This is a genomic window from Paenibacillus sp. PCH8, assembly GCF_002968835.1.
GTDB lineage: Bacteria > Bacillota > Bacilli > Paenibacillales > Paenibacillaceae > Paenibacillus.
Window position 1 is genome coordinate 948,287 of sequence record NZ_PKQK01000003.1, and the last position, 21,459, is coordinate 969,745.

16 protein-coding genes and 1 pseudogene are annotated in these 21,459 nt (G+C 48.2%); 2 read left to right on the forward strand and 15 right to left on the reverse strand.

The annotated features are described in order from the left end of the window. Positions 1–104 precede the first annotated feature (104 nt). Entirely contained in the window at positions 105–491 is a 387-nt protein-coding gene (locus tag C0Q44_RS21615) for a hypothetical protein (RefSeq protein ID WP_105409271.1), read from the forward strand. 350 nt (positions 492–841) lie between these two features. Here C0Q44_RS21615 and C0Q44_RS21620 read toward each other — a convergent pair whose 3' ends face one another. The 9 genes and pseudogenes from C0Q44_RS21620 to C0Q44_RS21655 form a co-directional block, all read right to left on the reverse strand. Beyond that, complete coding sequence (locus tag C0Q44_RS21620; RefSeq protein ID WP_105409272.1) at positions 842–1,720, reverse strand: prohibitin family protein; 879 nt, start codon at positions 1,718–1,720, stop codon at positions 842–844. Next, complete coding sequence (locus C0Q44_RS30350; RefSeq protein ID WP_181151109.1) at positions 1,698–1,856, reverse strand: hypothetical protein; 159 nt, start codon at positions 1,854–1,856, stop codon at positions 1,698–1,700. Before C0Q44_RS30350 ends, C0Q44_RS21620 begins: the two co-directional genes overlap by 23 nt. Positions 1,857–2,391: 535 nt before the next feature. Further along, positions 2,392–3,146, reverse strand: a pseudogene (yaaA, locus tag C0Q44_RS31900) (peroxide stress protein YaaA). Between the two features lie 530 nt (positions 3,147–3,676). Then, positions 3,677–4,303 carry a cell wall hydrolase gene (locus tag C0Q44_RS31905; protein WP_105409335.1) on the reverse strand — a complete coding sequence of 209 codons (627 nt, stop codon included), beginning with the start codon at positions 4,301–4,303 and terminating at the stop codon, positions 3,677–3,679. 672 nt (positions 4,304–4,975) lie between these two features. Next, positions 4,976–6,193 carry an MFS transporter gene (locus tag C0Q44_RS21635; protein ID WP_105409273.1) on the reverse strand — a complete coding sequence of 406 codons (1,218 nt, stop codon included), beginning with the start codon at positions 6,191–6,193 and terminating at the stop codon, positions 4,976–4,978. Between the two features lie 114 nt (positions 6,194–6,307). Then, positions 6,308–7,123: a carbohydrate ABC transporter permease gene (locus tag C0Q44_RS21640; protein ID WP_105409274.1), complete on the reverse strand. Its 816-nt coding sequence runs from the start codon at positions 7,121–7,123 to the stop codon at positions 6,308–6,310. Positions 7,124–7,348: 225 nt separating this feature from the next. After that, entirely contained in the window at positions 7,349–8,221 is an 873-nt protein-coding gene (locus C0Q44_RS21645; RefSeq protein WP_017687487.1) for a carbohydrate ABC transporter permease, read from the reverse strand. 3 nt (positions 8,222–8,224) lie between these two features. Beyond that, positions 8,225–9,499, reverse strand: a complete 1,275-nt coding sequence (locus tag C0Q44_RS21650) for an ABC transporter substrate-binding protein (RefSeq protein ID WP_105409275.1) — start codon at positions 9,497–9,499, stop codon at positions 8,225–8,227. Positions 9,500–9,802: 303 nt separating this feature from the next. Next, complete coding sequence (locus C0Q44_RS21655; protein WP_105409336.1) at positions 9,803–10,987, reverse strand: LLM class flavin-dependent oxidoreductase; 1,185 nt, start codon at positions 10,985–10,987, stop codon at positions 9,803–9,805. Between the two features lie 544 nt (positions 10,988–11,531). Between C0Q44_RS21655 and C0Q44_RS21660 the strand changes: the two genes are divergently transcribed. Further along, positions 11,532–12,413: a helix-turn-helix transcriptional regulator gene (locus tag C0Q44_RS21660; protein ID WP_258166471.1), complete on the forward strand. Its 882-nt coding sequence runs from the start codon at positions 11,532–11,534 to the stop codon at positions 12,411–12,413. 261 nt (positions 12,414–12,674) lie between these two features. Here C0Q44_RS21660 and C0Q44_RS21665 read toward each other — a convergent pair whose 3' ends face one another. The 6 genes from C0Q44_RS21665 to C0Q44_RS21690 all read right to left on the reverse strand — a co-directional run bounded on the left by C0Q44_RS21665 (position 12,675) and on the right by C0Q44_RS21690 (position 21,044). Continuing rightward, on the reverse strand, positions 12,675–13,598 hold the full coding sequence (locus tag C0Q44_RS21665) for a hypothetical protein (protein ID WP_105409277.1): 924 nt from the start codon (positions 13,596–13,598) through the stop codon (positions 12,675–12,677). 8 nt (positions 13,599–13,606) lie between these two features. Continuing rightward, positions 13,607–14,974 carry a nucleotide sugar dehydrogenase gene (locus tag C0Q44_RS21670; protein WP_105409278.1) on the reverse strand — a complete coding sequence of 456 codons (1,368 nt, stop codon included), beginning with the start codon at positions 14,972–14,974 and terminating at the stop codon, positions 13,607–13,609. 81 nt (positions 14,975–15,055) lie between these two features. Further along, positions 15,056–15,859 (reverse strand): response regulator transcription factor, encoded by an 804-nt coding sequence (locus C0Q44_RS21675; protein ID WP_105409279.1) that lies wholly within the window; start codon positions 15,857–15,859, stop codon positions 15,056–15,058. Positions 15,860–16,149: 290 nt separating this feature from the next. Further along, positions 16,150–17,550, reverse strand: coding sequence for a glycosyltransferase family 2 protein (locus C0Q44_RS21680; RefSeq protein WP_181151110.1), 1,401 nt, complete (start codon positions 17,548–17,550; stop codon positions 16,150–16,152). Between the two features lie 22 nt (positions 17,551–17,572). Continuing rightward, positions 17,573–18,781, reverse strand: a complete 1,209-nt coding sequence (locus tag C0Q44_RS21685; RefSeq protein WP_105409280.1) for a HEAT repeat domain-containing protein — start codon at positions 18,779–18,781, stop codon at positions 17,573–17,575. A gap of 37 nt (positions 18,782–18,818) precedes the next feature. Beyond that, the gene (locus C0Q44_RS21690; protein WP_105409281.1) at positions 18,819–21,044 is read right to left on the reverse strand and encodes a hypothetical protein; all 2,226 of its coding nucleotides are present in this window, start codon (positions 21,042–21,044) and stop codon (positions 18,819–18,821) included. Positions 21,045–21,459: the final 415 nt, after the last annotated feature.

Sequence of the window (21,459 nt, forward strand, 5' to 3'; positions counted from 1 at the left end):
AATATTGGAGGAATTGGCTATCCTGGTTCTATCATGAGGAATACGGGAATGAAGCCCAAAAGCTCATCAGCCCGGATACGAATTCAATCGTACCTAAATTTGATGTGACAGCTCACTCTTCTGCTAACAATTGTGTTAATACATTTGCTCAGGCTGCCTTGAAGAATGCATCTCAAGAAGTCCATAATGCGTGGAACAAAGCAGAGGAACAAAGCAGTGGCTTCAATCCCTTAACCGATGCTGATGGTAAAATTGCAGGTTCCTCCTTGCTCGCGCGACATATGGAGATGGAATACAACCTGATGCTTCGTTATGGTGCTAAGGAAGCCCGTATACGTATGGACAATGTGTTTGCAGACAAAGATTCCGCCAAGTCTCTAATCCGTGCGGCTTTGGAACGAGCTAATCATCCGTTAACAAGCGCTAAAGACTCTGCCCAGCTTGAATTAGAAAAGCATTTTTTAGAGTCTTTTTTATCGCATCTGGATTGATGGACACGGATTTGATTCTTGATCAGGCGTAGGGATATATATCCCCTGCGTCTTTTCTCATTGTGACGTTGCTCCTAAGAGCAACAGTAGAGCAACATTGCAAGGGCATTGCCGAAGTATCATGCCACGACAAGCCTAGAGTTGCCCCGCCACACCCCTTTCCATTTCCGCGCTTGGTTGAATCAGACTTTCAGGATTGGATAGGTGAATCCAATTTCAAAGCTTATGATTCCCCTCGTCGTGCCTTTGCAAAGACTCAAAAGTGAACAAGTCAGCCCACTATTGGACCGACTTGTTCATTACAATTCAAAAAATTCAATTGGTGGGAAAGCACGGTGTTCAATCCTCTATTAGGGAGATACGCTCCCCGCGCCGCTATTTTGCTCTACTTTTGTAGTCGGCAATTGAATCATTGGAGTGTTTGATCCACTTACATACGGAAGTGCCCCATCCCATTTCTTGATGGTCTCATATTGAACAAGTTGGCTTGATAGGGATTGTTGAAGCGCTTTATTTGCTTTAGCTTGACCTTCTGCTTCGATCAATAGTTTGTCTGCATTACCTTGTGCTTCCACGCGTTTACGATCTGCTTCTTTTTTGGCGATCTCAAGCTCAGTCGTTTTACGTTCCAGCTCTTGAGAGGCTTCGACACGCTTATCGATTGCTTCCTGAGTCTTGGCGTCAGGTTGAGGAACACCTACGGTAACGTTTGATACAATAAAGCCTAACTCTTTAACATCATCAGAAAAACGTTGTTGGACGTCTACGCCTGCTTCGGATGACTTTTCGCCATAAACATCAATTACTGTAAACTTGGAAATCCCTTTACGAGCTGCATCACGGAAACGTGTTTTGAGATATGTATCCTCAATTTCTTGAATGCTAATTGGCCCAAATGTATTAAAGATAGAAGATACCTGACTTGGTTCTACTTGGTAGTTGTAAGCAAAATCGATTGTGATGTTCTTTCCGTCAGAAGTCGCAATCTGAATGTCTCTGTATTCAACCGTTTGAATGCGGATCGGATATTTCGTCACTTTATCAAACGCTCCAACGAGTTTCCATCCTTGACTCAGTGTACTATCTTTTACGCCTCCATTGGGTGAATATACAACGCCGACATATCCATTAGGAATTCGTGTTAAAAAGAAGGTCACCATTAACACTCCCACAATAATAACGAATGCAACCGCAATTGCCCCTACTCTAAACGTCTTTGAATTTTTCATCACCATTCTCCTCTTGTTTGAATTTATTGTATTTTCTCAAAATTCTACTACCTATTTTATTGAATAGCGGGAACATTAATGACCATAGAATAAAAGCTACGATAAAGATTAAAATGATTCCCCCAATAAATGGCATATTCGTCCTCCTTCTTAAAATGCTGTGACTTCATCTCATCTGTTTAAAGTTTACTTCTCCATTCATCCAAATTATAACTAATAATTTATATCCTTCTTTATATATACTTTATAAATTCGATTCGGTTTCAATGATATTCAGCGCCGCTTCTTGTTGCCCTAGAATTTCTACATTGAAAAGGGATATGTGATCCGGCTTGTTTTACGGCTTGTAAGCATCCCAAGATCGAACTACTATGAGGTAAAGTAGCGAAGAAAATGGTGAGTGAGCGACGTTCAGTAGCTGGTTATTCCTATCCAGAAAGTGGCGTACGTGTGGCCGATGCTGCCATACTGTCACACAAAAAAGAGCCATCAAATGTTTTGATGGCATCTTCGAACGCGTAACTTATACGAACCAAAATTAATTAATACGATAAATTATATCACAGTTTACTTCTTATGAGTTACAATCTTCCAATTCATGTCCAAATTCCATCCAAACGTGACAATAGAATCCTCACAATATGTACATGAAACCCGTCGTCGGCAGTAGCCTATTTCTCCTCTGAATATATAAATACATAAGTACTCTCATCCGACTTCTCTTCTGAGACAGCAAAACCTAACCGATCAAAATTTCTGATATCCCTCACATCTGTAATCTTCCGCTCTGCCATATACCGCACCATCTCACCTCTGGCCATCTTGGCGCGGGTTGCCTTCTCCACCAGCTTCCCATCGACCATTTGTCCGAAGACACAAGTGATAAACCGGGTTTCCTCCTTCAGAAAAGGAGTGATGTTCTTGCTATACTCTTTGGAAGCCAAATTCAGAATGCAGTTGCTTTCCGATTGAAGCTGATCCGCCAATTTGCTACCCAGAACTGATAGAGGGACTTGAAACCCGGCCCTTGCAACTTGCCCTGCATCTCCAACCGATAAGGGGTAACCCCGTCCAAAGGCCGTAAGATGCCATAAAACCCGGATAATATGCGTAAATGCTCCTGCAGATAGGCCAGTTCTTCCTTTTGAAAAACACTGGGCGCCATATATTGATACTGAATGCCCTCATAGGCATAGATGGCTGGGGTAAGATTGTCCTTCAGATTCATACTCCGAATCCGCTCCACATTAAGTTCAGCAATAGCATCGTTGCACTTCCACAACGCTTTGAGTTCGTCATAGGATAACTTTTGCAGCAAACGAAGTAGCTGTTCTGACTCGTTTATATAATGTGGTATCTGCGCACAAGCCATATGATCGGTATCGATCTTCATCTTTTTGGCAGGTGAAATCATAATTCGTATCATACTGATCCATCCTTAATCTTCCGTTGTTTTTGTCGTTATTCATTGTACAGGATTGGTTCGATGATTCCAATGTCAAGCGTGTTCATAAATATCGTGGTGTATTTGAAAGACTCAAAGAGAACAAGCTAGCCCACCAATAGACTGGCTTGTTTCATTACAACTCGAAAGCTTCCATTCAGGAAATTAAATTGATTCTTGAATCTGGATCAGGAGTAAGCTGTATTCATTTCTCTTTTCTATAGGTATAGACATATTCCTGAGGATTATTATGAATTTCAAGAAGATTACAGTCCCGATTTTTGCAGTAGCCCTCATCTTTTCAAGTATTCATCCTGTTATGGCAGCACAGAATCGGAATCTCTTCCGAAAGTCGGTTTAGAAGGTTCGGAAGATTCGGAAGAAATCCCCGCACTCCTCGCCTGCATAACCAAAATATACAATAAACCCCGGTAGCACGTCTGCATCAGCAGCGTACAGCCGAGGTTCATCATTATCATTTCAAATGTTACACTACCTATCTCTACTTATACTCATCTCGTAAAATCATGCTGCCCAATCGTCAGCAACGTCGGCCTGCTCTTGCTCCATACCGAAGTGGCAATCTTAGGATTGTAATAATACAGCGCTCCATTCGTCGGGTCAGCACCGTTCAATGCCTTACGAGCAGCCCTGTAAGAGGTCTGGGTTGGCTTGGTATTGAACTGTCCATCGTCTACCGCCGTGAATTGCCCTTTCTGGAAAATGACCTTCGAGATCGATGATGGGAATGCATTCGAATGCACCCGGTTCATAACAACCGCTCCTACAGCGACCTGACCTTCCAACGATTCTCCGCGCGCTTCGCCATGGATCAGTTTCGCCAGCTGACGCAGCGTCTCGCCTTCGGCTTTGGCCTTTTTGTTCAGCCTGTTCAGTGTTGCAGGACCTGCGACACCATCTGCACTCAGTCCCTGCGCCTGTTGGAACTTACGGACAGCGCCTTTGGTAATCCTACCGTAATATCCGGTCAATCCGGCGTCAAAGTACCCCAGATCGCTTAACTGCTCCTGCAATTGCAGCACATGCTCACTGCGAACGCCCTGTTCCAGCTTCTGTGCTCCCGCAGAAGGAGCTGCCACGGTCAACCCCAGAGTCATCGCGCAGGCACCGAGGAGCATGCTGACCCGCCCTGCTCTTTTGCCAGCCCTTCTCCCTCTCCCATGGGTTACTTTCCGGCTGCTAGTGATAGGCTCCATGATGTCAGTACTCGTCCCCAGATCAGATCGCTCATTCATGCTATCGGCTCTAATCAGTTCATCATCGCTCCCCGTGTACTTCACACTTTTCGTAATAGTCATGCTATTAGTTTCCTCCATCTCTTTCATTGGTTTACTTTCGTCCACAACATACACATCATACATTCCGTTCATCTCACTCCGTCCATTGCTGTACGTTACATGTATGTCATTACTCATATATGCATTCACCATGTCAATCACGTTATGGCTTCCATTCATGCTATTCACACGATTCGTTTCATTCATTGGTGCCATCTGCTTATACTTCTTCATCTTTTCGTTACCCTCCATTTTCTGAATCCAGATCCACTTCCTCCCCCTGAATCCTCACGGCCCTACATCCCGAGTGTCATTATAGGATATAGAAAAAGTGGCGTCTATCGGACCGATGGAGCAGGAAAAAATGAGTCTTGAACATAACAAAAAGAGGCATGAGCCCATGGTCATATCAGGGTCACACCTCTTCTTGTATCAACCTTATATCGCTTGTCCATCCTCCAATTCCGTAGGCAGGCAGACCCGTACAAAAGTTGCGCTTGAATATAATGACAATTACTCAGCGAGTTCTTGCCCCTTCGTTTCCCGGCCCCAGAACAGCACAGCGGCTGCACCAATCAGGATCGTCACGAAGAAAATGGTGAAGATCAGGCTGATCGCCACTTCACGCTGAACCAGCATACCGACCATTAATGGCGCAATTACGCCACCGATCCGGCCTACCGATGTAGCCAGACCAACACCCGTCGAACGAACGGAAGTTGGATACAATTCCGGGCTGTACGCGTACAATCCACCCCAGGCGCCCAAGTTGAAGAACGAGAGGCAGATCCCCGCGGCCAGAATCGTTGCTTCCGTGGTTGCTAGTCCGAACGCAATCGCACTGAATGCGGTCAGGGTAAGATACACAACAAGTACGAATTTCCGACCATAACGTTCAATGAAATACGCCGCAGTAAAGTATCCTGGTAGCTGTGCGATCGTCATGATCAGCACGTATTGGAAGCTTTTGACCATTGTGAAGCCTTTCGCCATCACAACCGAAGGCAACCAGAGGAACATTCCATAATAAGAGAAGATGACGGTAAACCACAAAATCCAGAGCATCAACGTTGTACGGCGATGTGGTACGGACCAGACGGTAGCCACTTTCTCGCGGAACGTCATTTTATGAAGCTTGGTATGGTTCTTGTAGCGCGGTGGGTCCTGAATGGCACGGCGCAGATACAGTGCGTAGAACGCCGGAAGCGCTCCAATGGCAAACGCAATTCTCCATCCATACTCTGGAATGACAAAGTTGGCAATGAGTGCCGATACAATCCAGCCCCCAGCCCAGAAACTTTCCAATAACACCACGGCACGTCCACGTTCCGCTGTAGGCATCGACTCCGATACCAGCGTAGATGCCACCGGCAGCTCACCGCCGAGTCCGATCCCTGCAACTAGACGCAGTGCACACAATACAGCAAATCCGGTAGCTAGTGCAGACAGACCGCTTGCAATCGTGAAGATTAACAAGGTCCACATCAGAATGGCTTTGCGTCCAAAACGGTCCGCAAGTGCACCCGCAAGCAAAGCACCCAACGCCATACCGATCGAGTTAATACTTGTCAGCACCCCGACTTGTCCGGGACTGAGACTCCATTCCTTGGCGAGTGCAGCCACGATGAAGGAGATCATACCAACTTCCATTGCATCAAACAGCCAGCTCATGCCGGCACTGAACAGCAGCTTGCGCTGCTTGGGATTCCGCAATACTTCCAGTTTGCTCATCAATTATAGCTCCCTTGATCTCTATGTAGTCATTCTGACACTAAACCATTATTATGCAGAATGATACAGAAATCAATGCAAAATACGCAGTTCCGCCAATCTTCTTTCCAATCCTCACCCTTTGAGTGAACCTGCTGTCAGTCCTGCAACAAAATAACGCTGGAGCAACAGGAACAGCACAATCATCGGAATGGCTGTGACGAGAACACCCGTGAGCATCATCGGATAGTTGGTCACGTATTCCCCACGGAATTGCATCAGTGCGAGTGGTAACGTCAGTTTGGACTTACTGCTGAGCATGAGCATTGGAATGAGCAAGTCATTCCAGACCATCACGAGCAGGAACGTCGCTGTAGCCGCCAGCGAAGGAGCTGCAAGTGGTAGCGCAATCCGGGTATAAAGCCTCCACTCGCTCGCACCGTCCATACTGCCTGCTTCCAGAATTTCCGAATTAAGCATGCGCATGAAGCCTGTCAGCATGAATACCGAGACTGGCATCAGCATCGCAGCAGATACCACGATCAGGCCTGTCAGACTGTCCGACCACCCGAGTGTACGCGTGAGGGAATAGATTGGCAGCATGCTTACCTGAGAAGGAACAATTAGCCCCGCTACGAACAGGGCAAACACAATTTTGCCTATTCTGCCGCCCCAGCGAACAATGGCGTAAGCAATCATGCTACTTAGCAATAATTCAATGGCAACCGTACCCAGCGTCACGACCAGACTGTTCCCGAAGTATTGCCACATCGGCTGGTTGCGGAACATGCCGGTGACGTTATCCCACGTAAACGGGTCAGGCCAGCTGAATGGGCTGGTGAAGAAGTTGCTACTTGTTTTGAACGAAGATACGAATACAAAGTATAGCGGCACAAGGATCAGCAACGCGTACACCAACAGGATCAGTCGATTGAACCATTTTAAAACCATATGAACTCCCTTCTTCCTTGGGCCTGCTCGGGCGCTGTTCAAGATCACCGTTCGGACTCGGCTGAAACGACAAATACTTCTCCATCGCTATCCCCGCCCAGTCACAACCGTCTCCTAAACCACACTTCCGCAGCACCTCAATTCACTACGACACGATAAAATCAACAACTTGTTCTACATCTCATGCACTCACGACTCTCATACTCACGAACATCCGTCCAATCTTTAATAGCTTACACGGTCGGCACGGAGTGCCTTGAACTGCAAAAGCGTCAGCAACGCGAGCAACACCAGGAAGATCATGGAACCGGCAGAAGCCAGACCAAAGGAATAGCTGCCAAAGGCAGTGTGATAGATATAGGTTGTCAAAATTTCAGTTGCGTAGTTCGGGCCTCCGTCCGTCATCGTGAAAATGAGGTCAAATGCCTTGAACGACTGAATAGTCGTATAGGCCACAACAATCGTTGCCGAAGGTGCCAGCAGCGGCCAGGTCACGGTACGGAAAACCTGCCACTTGCTGCCGCCGTCCATGCGAGCCGCTTCATATAGTTCGGCCGGAATGCCTTGCAAACCTGCGATGAATACGATCATCATCTGTCCGGCATGGGCCCAGACCTGTACCGCAGCGATAGAATAGATGGCAATCTTGGGATCACCAATCCAGTTGCGGGCGATGCTGCTCATCCCCGCTTCATTCAGTCCATAGTTGATCAATCCAATGGATGGATCATACATAAATGCCCAGATCAGTCCAACCGATACGGAGGACAGAATCGCAGGCAGGAAATACAATGCCCTAAGCACAATGCGTGTCTTGGTATTACGTACCAGGAGCAGAGCCAGGACAAGTGAAATAAAGGTTTGTGCGATAACAACCGTTAACATGAACTCCACATTATTGCCAAAGGCTTTGCGGAATACGATGCTGCTGAGACTGTCCTTGTAATTATCCAGCCCTACAAATGCATACGACGGGGATACCCCATCCCAATCCGTAAAGGAATAGAACAGCCCCGTCAATGTAGGAAATACGAACAATCCAACGTACAGCAGCAACCCGGGGATCAGAAACAGGGATAGCTGAAGACGGTTTTTCATCGTTTATTTCCCGATATGCTGATCAATGATCGCTTGTGCCTGCTGTGCTGCTTCTTCTGGAGAAGTACCGCTCAACACAGCCTGAATGGAGTTGGTTACTGCCTTCTGGTTATCTCCGTTCAGGATGGTGAACCGTGGCTGGAACACGGTCTTTTTGCTCGCCCATTCTCCGGCTACCTGAAGCTCAGGCGTATCGTACTTCACATCATTCACCGTTACATTCTGTCCCGTCTGGTTAGCGTAGTCGCTCGCCACTTTCGGATTGCTCAGGAATTCGATGAACTTCTTGGCTTCTTCCGGATGTTTCGACTTGCTGTTCACCGCGAGCATGAATGTGGTCGTATGCACCCCTTCATACTTCGCTTGATCGGCATTTACCGTGATTGGTGCGAGCAATTTTTGCTCCAGATTTGGGTTTTGCTGTTTGTTCTGAGCGAGTTGATATGATCCACTTGCCAGCATGGCTGCTTTTTCTTGAATGAACAGTGCGCCTGCTGCAGGGTCTTTCGTACCCAGTGCATCCTGCTGGAAGTAACCTTTATCGTTCAGTTCCTTGATCTGCGTCAATGTTTTCACCCAGAACTCATCTGTGAGTTTGGCTTCACCCGCTTCTACTTTGGTAAAAATGTCGTCACTTGGTGCATTGTTCATCACCATCGTATTCATGAATTGGCCCGGACCAATGTCCGCTCCTGCAAAGGCAATCGGGATGATGCCATTGTCTTTCAGCTTCTGGCACAAGGCGAGGAAACCTTCCCAATCCGTTGGTGGCGTCAGCCCGTATTGTTCAAACAATTTTACATTGTAGATTGGATCGTTATATACGAGTTGATACGGAATCGCATATTGCTTGCCATCGTGCTGTCCTGATTCAATCAGCTTTGGATTGTAGGATGACAGGAACGATGATCCGGTCAGATCGGTGAACAATCCGGCTTTGGTGAAAGCTTCGAACTGTGCACCCGGGAAGGAAGCAAAGACATCCCCGACCGAACCGTCACTGATTTTGGATTGTACGGTGGACTGGTATTGATCGGAGGGCAGTGTCTGCATCTCCACGTTGATGTTCGGGTTTTCTTTTTCAAATGCGTCAATGGTCTTGTTGAGTGCTTCGGAATCCTCTCCACGCCAATGCATGAAGCTGATCGTAACCTTGCCTGAACCTGAGGAGCCGTTCTCTCCAGATGACGCGTTATCCCCACCGCCGCAAGCCGACAGCAGGATGGACATCACCAACATACTGACGAGTGGCAGGATAAATTTTTTATTTTTTTTCATGAAAGACGACCTCCTGAGGATGATTGATATGTTAACTAAAGAATGTTTATACTGAGCACTCCGATGACAGAATAACCTTCCGATCGCTGTTATCCCCAGATTTATTTGATTCCCTTTTATAAAAGGAAAAATCCGGGGATCGCGTATGCTTCCGATGTAGCTTTCTTCCAGAAAGCTTTCAGGCGAGATGATGCTTACGAAGCAGCTTTCTTTCAGAAAGCTTTGAGCTCCGCTTCTTCAGATCGGTTCTGCCCTCTCCGTTAAAGTGTAAAAAAAAGGGCACTTACTTAGATTGGTAGTAACTTAGTTAGTAGTAACGGAATGTTGCTTCTGTCTTGTTTTCCATTTCTCGCGAATGATCGGCATCACGGTGCGTCCGAAGATTTCGGCTTCTTCCAGATGCGGATAACCGGATAGAATGAAGGTCGTAACGCCCAGATCTCCATATTCCATCAAGCGTTCTGCGACTTGTTCGGCTGTACCTACTATGAGAATCGCACCGCCGGAACGCACAACGGACAAGCCTGTCCATAGGTTCGGACCTACGACGAATTGCTGTTTCTCGGACAACTCCCGCAATTCGTTCTGTCTGCGCTGATTCGTTGCATCTGTCTCGGCAAAGGCGGCTTTCGCCTTCTCAATTGCTTCGGGTGGTACTTTGCTAATAATCTCCCAAGCCGCTGCCCATGCTTCTTCTTCGGTATCCCGAATGAGTACCTGAGCACGCATGCCGTAACGTAACTGACGATCTCGCCCCGTTTCCTCTTTCACCTGCTGACGAATGACCTCAATCTCTTCGATCTGCTCTTGAATCCAGTCATGGGGCTCGCCCCACATCAGGAACGTATCCGCATGTTCAACAGCAACCTTCTTGGCAATCGGAGAACTTCCTCCCAGATAGAATGGTGGATGCGGATTTTGCACCGTCTCCGGTATGCCCACCGGTCCTTTGAAGTTGTAATACTGGCCGTTGAATTCAGGATTGAGATCGCCCGATGTGTCTGCGCTAGATTGTGTGTCACTTTTGGCAAACTCCGTCAGATTCAGTCCCGTCGATTGGGTCCATGAACGCTTCATGACTTCCATATACTCACTTGCGCGTACATACCGTTCATCATGCGCATGTGCCAGTGGATCGCCAAGTTCCTCCAGATCTCGAACGGAACTGCCTGTCACCACATTGATCATGGCGCGACCACCAGAGAGCTGATCCAGTGCCGCACCCATGCGAGCCGCGAGAACGGGTGTAACCAGACCGGGACGAATCGCAACAAGGGGACGCAGTGTCTTCGTGTGACTCATCACCGCCGAGCCGACCACCCACGCATCCAGACAAGCTCCCCCTGTCGGAATCAGTACAAATTCGAATCCTGCCTTCTCCGCCGTCTGTGCCACATCAACCAGATAATCCAGACTCGGCTCCCTCTCCGGGGTAACACCTACATACTTACCATCCCCTGCTGTAGGCAAAAACCATCCAAACTTCATTTCTTCCTGTTCGTTCACCAAAGTCAATCCCTTCTATGACATAAATAAAGTCCCATTGTTAAAAATAAGATCACTGTTCTGCAACTTGGCCGTTCCGGTTACGAATCGTTCTTCCGATCGCTGTTATCCTCGGATTTTTTGATTTTCCTTTTCCAAAGGGTAAATCCGGCGGATAGCTTATGCTTCCGATGTAGCTTTCTTTCAGAAAGCTTTCAGGCGAACGCTTCGCTTCTTCAGAATCGATTTCGTTCCCTCCACTACGTTCGCACTCGTTTAAAACTTATTTTTAAAGTGTGCCTAATTTCTAAATTCATTTTCAAAGTACATATCCAAATGCCGATTAATTAACTTGGTTTAATAGGTATGGACATCATATCAATTGATTTGTCTGTGAGCAATGTCATTTCGCGGCAATTTGTTTTTGTCATTTTGTGGTCTTTTCTCAGAATTAGGTCTTCCTGATCTTGAATATGTACAAAACCCACCTGTATAATAGGTTATAAATGATTATTACAGGCTGTCATTACTATACTTATCTAAAGAGGTGTTCCTGTTGACCGAGAGCATGAAGGAGGACCACCACGAGTTTCTGGACATCATTTTTTTCACTCCGTCTGAATTCGAGAAAGCCGGTGGCGCCTGGCCTATCCGAATCGGCCGTAATATAGCCAAGAGCAACTATCATATTGGCCCTCGTACCACACCTTATCATTATTTGCTGTTTGTGCTGGAGGGGGAAGGTACATTCATACAGAACGGACAGCGTCATGCCCTTCGGGCCAAGGATGCGTTCTGTTTATTTCCGCATGTTACCCATGAGTACTGGACTGACTCGGAGGCGCCTTTGCAAAAAATATTTATTGCATTTGACGGCACACATGCTGCCGAACTGCTCTCACGAATTGGACTGACGCCTGAATCTCCACACCGTTCAGGGGTGTTGATCGCGGAGACGGCAAGTAGCATGCGCTCATTCATGGAGGAAGTTCGTACCCCTCAAGGCGGAGCCAGCGACTTGGGACGACTCATCCGGTTCCTCGGGCTCTTCGACCGAATTGCCCGTTCTCCAGCCACCAAGGGACTCCAACCGGATTCAACCGTACCTTGGCTTCAGAAAGGCAAAGAATACATGGAACTTCATTTTGCCGGCGGCATTACGGTGGAAGGTGTGTCCGCTCATGCGGGCGTGGACCGGACCCATTTTGCCAAACAGTTCCGCAAAGCCTATGATCTGTCTCCTGTTCAATATATTCAGCAGCTCAAAATGAATCAGGCCAAGCGTCTACTTGTGCAGACTTCGCTAAGCTTAACGGAAGTAGCACATTCCGTGGGTTACCCGGACTTGTTCTCCTTCTCCAAAGCGTTCAAAAAGCAAGTCGGGCTACCTCCCAACCGCTACCGGACAGCGGAAAGCAGCAAAGGATGAAGGGCCGTTTCGCCTGTGCAAACAGAAGCAAATAGTCTCCTCCACCCGCCCCTTTGCGTTATCTCTCCCCGTGATCTCGGCTCCGGCACTGTGCGAAGTTTAACGGATTGCGATGGACTTGCATACACAACCCTACAAAATTCATCCCTGAATGCACCCGCAAAAAAAGGCAAGCCCCTTTAACCCGGAGCTTGCCTTCTTTCTATACTTAATATGATCTTAATTTACGTTATTACGAAGTTGTTTTACGTTAAACTAACGCTATTCCTTCTTCTCATCCTTACGTGCAAGCGGAATACTGTTCTCCTTTGCATACCACGCTTCATAATGATGCACAGCCACACCTGCAAAAGAAGAATGAGAAGAACCCAGATCGAACACCTTCGCCATTTCTTCATTCATATTGCTAACCGGTTTACGGAAAAAGGTCAGGTGATCCCCCTCGTGTGTATCCGCGAGTTCCGCTCCGATCCATACTTTCTTGCCAAGCTCATCCGCTTCGTCCAGCTCTTCCTTGGACAGATCATACATCTGCTGCCCACTGTCCCGGTAAGCCATGATTGCCACCGCATCAAAGTGGTCAATGACCCATCGGCTGAATGTACCGTCCCCTTCAGCCGACTGACGGGCATCCAGCCAGAACGGAATGGCAGCACTCATGTACAGCCCCGCAGCATCTCCTGCTTTCGTCCAGGCCTTCATGTTGTCACTCCACTCCGCAATGACGCTGTTCTCCTCGTTCTCCCAGCGTTTCAGCTGATACGGCTCCACATCCAGTTGAACGCCTTCAAAGCGTTCGTTCTTGGAAGAAGCTGTATTGTATGCTCGTACTCGCTCAATAAAAGCAAGTCCCTCTTCCTGCTTCTCCTTATAGGCCCAGTCCGCATGTCCATTCAGGGCATGCACTTCGATCTCGGCCTGACGAGCAGCCGCGATAAACTTGCGGTATGTCACGTCTGGTACCTCATCCTGGATTTGCAGGAAGATGGTATCCACCCCCTGCTCTTTGGAGAAAGCAACAATCTCGGGTGTCTGCTCTGCAATAATAGACGCGTCCCACAGCCAGGTCGCTTTGTGTTCCTCGGTGGAGAACCATTTGAACATCCAGGACAGAAGCAACAGGCACAGCACCACAGCTAGAATGCCCCATTTCGCCTTACCTGCCAGCTTGCCCTGTCGACTCATGTATTTCCTCAGACGAGTAACGCTTCACTTGGCTCAAGCACAGGATGCTGTACCGAGTGACCAATCTTGTAGATGTGCGGATGTGTGTACGAACGGAATGCATTACGTGTATCCAGAATCGGTACACCCATCTCGGCAATATCAAAGTAAGGCAGATCGCTGTGGTTGGTGATCAGTACGATGCAATCGTACGTTTTGAACCGTTCCAGATTGAACACTTCGCTGTGTACGGTCTCGCCATGTTTGTCCTGGAAGGAATCTGCATGCGGGTCGTAATAGCTAACGTTAGCTCCACTTTCCTTAAACAGTTCATACACTTCCAGTCCCGGTGATTCACGCAGGTCGGCAATATTCGGTTTGTACGACATGCCGAGCAGCAGGATATTGGATTTCCGTATGGATTTCGCGTATTCGTTCAGAATCGTTGACGTCTTGTTCAACACATAATATGGCATGTTGTCATTGGTGGATTGCGCAAGCTCAATGAATTTACTGTAGAAACGGAAGCCTTTGGCTTTCCAGGACAGGTACATCGGATCAAGCGGGATGCAATGTCCACCGATGCCTGGGCCTGGATAGAATGGCATGAAACCAAATGGCTTCGTTGCCGCTGCATCAATGACTTCCCAGATATCGATCCCCATGCGGTCGCACATCATCGCCATTTCATTCACAAAGGCAATATTTACGCTACGGAATGTATTTTCCAGCAGTTTGGACATTTCAGCCACTTTTGGTGAAGATACCGGAACTACGGTTTCAACGTATTTGCCATACAGCGCTGTTCCAAGTTTCAGGCAGGCTTCTGTTGTGCCCCCAATGACTTTTGGTGTATTAAACGTTGTGAAGCGTCCGTTGGACGGGTCCACACGTTCAGGCGAGAAGCACAGGAAGTAATCTTTGCCGGCTTCCTGTCCGATCTTGTCCAGCTGCTGTTGGATCAGTTCTTCGGTTGTACCTGGATAGGTCGTGCTCTCCAGCGTAATCAGCATACCTGGTTTCATATGCAGTTTGATCTGATCCACTACTGTTTCGATGTAAGACGTATCCGGGTCCTGATTTTCGCTGAGCGGTGTTGGAACGCAGATACTGAGCGCGTCGATCACGCGCAACATGCTGTAATCTGTCGTTGGCTGGAAACGACCGCTTTGCATTACTTTTTTCAACTCATCGGATGAAATATCGTGAATATAGGAATCGCCTTGATAGATACTTTCTACTTTGGACGCATCCAGATCAATTCCGATGACCGTGAAACCTTGATTGACCATTTCCACGGCAAGTGGAAGTCCGACGTAACCGAGCCCGACGACGCCGAGTACAGCTTCTTTATTTTCAATCGCATTCAGTAAGGTGTGGAATTGTTGATTCTCCATGATATTCCCTCCGGGCAGTTTATTTGGTGGTGCGCAAACTACGGTAAATAGATGGTTGTCTGTTACTCTTTTTTTTATCTTCTAATGCAAACAACGTCTGATTCGGGCGTCCAACTCCACAGGAGAGAAGGGCTTAGTCATATAATCATCGACCCCGCTGCGGAAACATTGACTGATCGTCTGTTCAACACGTTGCTCCGTCAACACAACGATTTTGGGTGGCTGATCCATCTCCAGCTTCTGGATATGATGAATGAATGGCAGACCATCGATACCATACAGATTCAGCTCGGTCAACACCAGATCTGGTGTCAGTTTCTCAATCAGATCCAGTGCTGCTAGTCCATCCACAGCTTCATAGGTTTCGTATCCTTGCATCCTCAGACGCAGCTGCAGGAATTCGCGTACGGTTGGATCGTTGTCCACAATCAAAATTCGTTCCGGCTCGTCCGCCGTATTGTCCAGCGTATAGATATGAATCTCCGACGAATCTACGAGCTTCGACGATTCAGCCATATGTTGAATGGTTGCCTTCGAAGGACGCTCCCCCTCCGGGAAACTGGCCAGCGTGATCTGTGGATCGGCACCTGGGATGCTCTCTTGCAGCTCATGCTTGATCCGAAGTCCTTCATAATGAACCTCATCCAGCGATAAGCCTGGCAGCAGGACAGCAATCGCTTGAGTAGCCCCATCCTTCCACACCTGGAAAGCTGACTCACTCGTCTGTTCCAGATGTGTCCTGACCTGCTGCTCAGGTTGAGACGGCCCTGCACAATGGATGAACATTAAGCCGCATGTTTCGGCACTCGTTTCCTTCAATCCCTGTTCTACACTGCGGTACACATTAACGGCAGCCTCACGCTGCAATGTCGCCGTATTTGGCATGTTCTTTTCCACCCTTCTCCTCGGTTATCTATACAAGTCCAATTAATGTTATTTACACTGACACTCCGATGACAGAACAACCTTCCGATCGCTGTTATCCCCAGATTTTTTTGATTCCTTTTGAAAAGGGGAAATCCGGGGATAAAGGCGAAGTTTATGCTTCCGATGCAGCTTTCTTTCAGAAAGCTCTTAGCTCCGCTTCTTCAGGTTATTTCTGTCCTCTCCGTTATCATGTAAATGTTAAGTTGAACATCTATATTGTTGTTACTGTATTGCTATAGTCTTCATTCTCAAGCGGCTTCGCTTGTTTTCTTCTCATCCTCGGACCAGCTTTGTCGTGTCATGGCACCCCATGAGTTGTTGTTTTGCATGAACTGCACATGTCCCTGCAATCTCCACAACACACCAAGCTGATGATAACCGACGAATTTCAGTGCGGAGTAGACCAGCATTTTGACCAGATCGGAGAGCTTGTTGTACCGCTTGAAAGCAATCTCCTCAAGAACAAGTGCGCCTACACTCAGCAGATAACCACTCACGAAGTTCAGCAATCCGAACAGCACCAGGATCGGCCACTGCGTCATATCCAGAAGTACATATCCGGCGAGAGCCAGAAGTCCGGTAATCCGGAAATACGGGTTCAGCGCTTCAAAAAGGACGTTATATGGCATGGTCACCATACCCATAACCTTATATTTCGGATTGAACAACATGCCACGATTCTCAATCATATTCTTCAGATTTCCGCGGCCCCAGCGCTTGCGCTGACTGGACAAGATCCGGTAGGAATCCGGTGCCTGTGTCCAACATACGGCCTCAGGACAGAAGGCAACGCGGTACTTCAATTTGTTTTCAAGCATGTAACGGTGAAGTTTGATGATAATGTTCATGTCTTCCCCAGGATAACCATCCCGGTATCCGCCTACGGCGATTACAGCGTCCTTACGGAACATACCGAAGGCACCGGAGACAATGATCAGCCCGTTCATGTGACTCCAGCCAATCCGTCCGCCCAGGAAGGCTTTGAGATATTCAATCGACTGGAACATGGGCCAGATTTTTCGTGGCAGCGATACATCTTGCACTGCCCCGTTTTCAATTTTGCAGCCATTGGCGATCCTTACATCTCCACCGATGGCTACTGTCTCTTCCGGATTCTCCATATACATGCGTGCCATGCGGATTAGGGCATCCTTCTCCAGCAAGGAATCAGCATCGATGGAAGAGATCAGCGGATAATGGGACAGGTTGATCCCGGCATTGAGGGAATCGGCCTTACCGCCGTTTTCCTTGTCAATGACATACAGATCCGGGAATTCCGGGTTATGATAGATCCCACGAATTTTCTGACAGGCGATCTTGCCCCGAATCTTCGTGTTGGGTACCGGCTTCAGACGATATTCCTCCAACAGGATCTTCAGCGTGGCATCACTGGAGCCATCATTCACAACAATGACTTCATACGTTGGATAATTCAGCGTCATCAGGCAGTTCACATTTTCAATAATCGTCAGTTCCTCGTTGTATGCCGGTACCAGCAGAGAAACGGAAGGTACCAGTTCCGAGCCTGACAATGTATTGTATTTGGAATAATGCGACCGCCGGAAGATCGTCCAGATGTTACGGAACGATAAGGCCAGAATGGAAAAGTAGAGCGTATTTACAAAAACAACATAGTAGATTGCGACCATGCCGTAGATTAATAGTAGATCCCTAAGCAGTGTAATCCCCTCCTACCGTAGCGACACCTGTGCGCTTCTTGCTCGTTCTGTTCTCTCGTACAGGGCCAAAATAGCGATCGTACAGCAGTCTTTTTTTGTTATGTGCAATCATCTGCTCTACAGCTCTGTCATCGGTTCTCGTGTGCTGCATGGTGCTCTCAATCTGCTGCATCGCAATCTCGCGTTCAGCACCTGTACCTTGCACCGCAGCCTGACACAGTGCTTCGAATCCCGGTTCGCCGAGCTTGCTCAGACTTTCCGCACTGTTATAGCGAACTCTCCAGTCCTCATCCCGCAGCGCTTTGCGCAGCAATGGAATGCTTCCAGATGCATGCTTCGAACCAAGCGCTTGTACCACTTCGGCGCGAACTTCCGGATCAAGGTCCTTGATCAGCTTCAGAATCGTCTCATCCCGGAGTGCCGGACTTGCGCTAAGATACAGCTTCACCGCCTCGGCACGTACATCCTGATGCTCGGCGCCTACAAGTCTGTCGAGTGCAGGCATCACTTCAGGTACAGCCTGTCCCCACATCGCAACAAGTCCCACTTTGACAAAATCAGGGTTCCGGTCTTCCAGCAATTCGATTAGAATTCGGCTCGTATCCAGACTTGTTTCAAGCAGGATGTCTGCTGCCAGATGGTGAATCGACTTGCCTTTCGTTAACAGCAATGCCAGCATGTCTTTCAGTTCACCTTGTCGGGTTGTACATCTAGCGATGGAACGACCAATCATAATGGCCATGGGACCCGGCTTCTCATCCTTCAGCAACTCCATCAAGCCCGGAACAGCTTCAGGACAACGCATGCCACCCAATCGATAAGCCGCATCGATCTGACGACCGTAACGCAGACGTCCTAATTCCTTCAGGTCATGCTCCACGAATCCTGCTTCACGGCACAAGGCGATTAGTTTGTCGCGATACTCCCCTTTGAACTGGTCAATCCATTCGATAAGCCTATCCTGAATGACCCGGCGTTCCAGTGGAGCCAGCTTGCCTGGTGGCAGTCTGAGCGGACTATTCTCGGTCAAGGCCGTTTGCAGATAGGTGAAGTAGTCACGCTGTTTCAATTCATAGAATGCAATCTTGCGTCGTTTGCCGTTGTGGGACATTTTCATGGCAAACAATACGATGACGCCTACAACGACCAGTGCAATACAGATGTATAAAAACAGATAGGCCAAAGCCAAACTTGGAAACATGTGAAAAGGTCCTCCTTTATGCTCATTTATACTGTATTTAATCGATCCGAAAACTAGGCATTTTCTCATAGCTCTGCTGCATTTTCTCGTAGCTTAACTTCAGCCGTTCACTATACTGCACCTGCTCCCAAGGCTGCCAGCTATACACCGGCAATGTCTTCAGATCCAGGGTTGTCTGTTCACCCCCAGGCCAGGATACCTTGTTCGTAGTACGATCCATTAACCATGGAATCAGGGTAACGCCTTCTACGCCAACTGTGGAGAACTGACGTCCATCCTGGAGCGGTCCATAGTCGATCGCTTGCAGGGAACTCGGATCACCGAACCCGAGCAGCATCCAGGGAATTCGCATCTCCACCTGATTGCCATTATACTGCCACGCCGTTAACGAATCTGTATCAGGCTGACCAGGAGCCGTTGTTCCCCGCTTCAATGTGCCAACCATTTCATTCATGAATGGATGGGCAGATCGGGTATCCGGCGGTGTCATCCTCAAGCTGACCGCCAGATTCCATGGATGGAACGGATCTGCCGCATTCCCTTGCTCTTCGGGCAGCATCCCGTAACCTTCCTTGCCATACAGACGCTGATTAAAATCATAATCCTTGGCGATCTCCACCTGTGATTCCTTATCCTGTCCCAGTGTAATCACGGTCTCAAGACCATCACTGAGCGTACGGCCGGGGAGTAACTTATCAGGCTGGCTACCTCCGGCAAGTGTATCTGTTCCAATCCGTAGCACCGTCTGATCCGGGTCAAAAGGCTGATCCAAGGTCAGCCCAATATACATATAGGCTTCATCATGGGTCATCTTCATTTCCTGAATGCCGTCTACCTTACCCTGCCAGGTGGTGACTTCGTCATCCTTCAGATCATCCCAGTCATCCAGTGATCCATCGATGGTCAATTGTTGCTGTTTACCCGGGTCCATGGCAAGCAGACCAAACATCTTCTCATTCGTCAACACGTTCAGCCAGTAGGCCCGGCGATCCGCGGGGATTTCCAGTGGCATCGTGTTCCATGTTTTTTTGAACCACTCATCCTGCCACATGAACAGAATCGCTCCCGAGTATCCTTCATCATAGATATCCTGCGTCAGGGACGCATCAATATCTCCCTGCTGCACCTCGTTATGTCCACCCTGATTCCGGCCTCCCATACCCAGATGGGAAATACCAAGAGAAGAGGGTACGCCATACTCTGTAATCATTACAGGCATATTGGAAAACTCGGCTTTGAGTTTGCGTAGATAACTTTTGTACGTGTTGTACTCACCGTTCTCATCCTTGATCGTTTGGAGCGCTGTATCGATATGGAACAGATCTGGATAATACGGGTACACATGGTACGCTGCAAAATATCCACCCTGCCATTCTTTCGGCTGAATATGACGGGCATCCACACGGACGAGATCCTCTTCATACAGCGGCTCACCGGGATGATCCAGCACGTCGGTGGTTACCCAGTTGGTAAAGGTCATCGGATGCTCCCATCCGTACTTCTTCTCCATGACCGCGGTATGGTCCAGCAGCTCTGCCAGCCAGTTCTCGAACGGTGATGCTTCGGGACTTGCGGAGAAATGAACACCCTTGTACTGCGGTACGTCCGAGTGCACCTTATTGGTGTTGTCCACCATCGCCGGGTCCCATTCCGTACCCACATGCCAGGCCATCAGGTATTTGCCTGCATTCGTCTTGTATTTGCCGCTGGACTCTCCCTGCTTGGCAGGAATGTCCGCATCGCCATAGACAGCAGATACTGCCTTTTCAATCTCCTGCTTGAACGTCTGCTCAATATGGGCAGCATAAGCATCCTGCTTCTCAATCAACTCTTCTTCAGGTGACCATATGCCCTGTATAAAATATAACGGTTGCTCCCGGCCACGATTATATTCGACCAATGCAGAGTAAAAAATCGGTTCGTGAACCGTGTATACCCGGATGACATTGGCTCCCAGATCCTCGATCTGCTGGAACCACCGCAAGTAATCCTCTTTGGTCAGCGGGAATTCTCCCGGGTAGTGACCCGGTGAAGTTGCGCCCAGGTTCACACCTTTGACGAACATCTCCCGCCAGGTTCCATCCGGCCCATACTCCATAAACCGGTCTCCATCGGTCTTGAATTTCATCTCTGTGCCGTTCTCCGCTGTGTACGTAACGAGTTTCGGTTGCATGTAGTGCCATCCGGCAAATATCCCGCCGGTCACCACCACTGCGCCTGTCAATACCGTTAATAACCAGCGTCTTCGTCTTTGTCTGCTCATGTCTTTTGATTGCTCACCTCTCTAGTATGCATCCTGCTTCAATGTCGATAGTAAAGACATGAAGCAACGAAATTATTCCGCTTCGGATGTCCGCTTGGGTAGAGATGTCAGCGGTGTAGTTCTCACTATAGCGCTAAGACTCTGCATTTGTATCTAGGCTGTTGGAAGCAAACATGAAATGGAACATTCTGCCCATAATTCATAAAAAGCGCCATCAACCAGCACTCCAAAGCCCCTGCAGTGCTCGCCATGACTTCACACCAATATGTGCTGTAATTACATTGACTGGATGCCCTGCTGATCTTGCACTTCTGGAACCTTTATTGTTATGTGCAACGCGGGTACAGACATCGTTAGCTGTTTGAACACTTACCCCATTAAACGCGAGTCATTTTTTAAAGTTGCGGACCTTTTT

Bases quoted from the DNA above. Each gene is read 5' to 3' on its own strand.
- C0Q44_RS21620 (WP_105409272.1), bottom strand. From the start codon at position 1,720: ATGAAAAATTCAAAGACGTTTAGAGTAGGGGCAATTGCGGTTGCATTC.
- C0Q44_RS30350 (WP_181151109.1), bottom strand. From the start codon at position 1,856: ATGCCATTTATTGGGGGAATCATTTTAATCTTTATCGTAGCTTTTATT.
- C0Q44_RS31905 (WP_105409335.1), bottom strand. From the start codon at position 4,303: ATGCTCCTCGGTGCCTGCGCGATGACTCTGGGGTTGACCGTGGCAGCT.
- C0Q44_RS21635 (WP_105409273.1), bottom strand. From the start codon at position 6,193: ATGAGCAAACTGGAAGTATTGCGGAATCCCAAGCAGCGCAAGCTGCTG.
- C0Q44_RS21640 (WP_105409274.1), bottom strand. From the start codon at position 7,123: ATGGTTTTAAAATGGTTCAATCGACTGATCCTGTTGGTGTACGCGTTG.
- C0Q44_RS21645 (WP_017687487.1), bottom strand. From the start codon at position 8,221: ATGAAAAACCGTCTTCAGCTATCCCTGTTTCTGATCCCCGGGTTGCTG.
- C0Q44_RS21650 (WP_105409275.1), bottom strand. From the start codon at position 9,499: ATGAAAAAAAATAAAAAATTTATCCTGCCACTCGTCAGTATGTTGGTG.
- C0Q44_RS21655 (WP_105409336.1), bottom strand. From the start codon at position 10,987: ATGAAGTTTGGATGGTTTTTGCCTACAGCAGGGGATGGTAAGTATGTA.
- C0Q44_RS21665 (WP_105409277.1), bottom strand. From the start codon at position 13,598: ATGAGTCGACAGGGCAAGCTGGCAGGTAAGGCGAAATGGGGCATTCTA.
- C0Q44_RS21670 (WP_105409278.1), bottom strand. From the start codon at position 14,974: ATGGAGAATCAACAATTCCACACCTTACTGAATGCGATTGAAAATAAA.
- C0Q44_RS21675 (WP_105409279.1), bottom strand. From the start codon at position 15,859: ATGCCAAATACGGCGACATTGCAGCGTGAGGCTGCCGTTAATGTGTAC.
- C0Q44_RS21680 (WP_181151110.1), bottom strand. From the start codon at position 17,550: ATGGTCGCAATCTACTATGTTGTTTTTGTAAATACGCTCTACTTTTCC.
- C0Q44_RS21685 (WP_105409280.1), bottom strand. From the start codon at position 18,781: ATGTTTCCAAGTTTGGCTTTGGCCTATCTGTTTTTATACATCTGTATT.
- C0Q44_RS21690 (WP_105409281.1), bottom strand. From the start codon at position 21,044: ATGAGCAGACAAAGACGAAGACGCTGGTTATTAACGGTATTGACAGGC.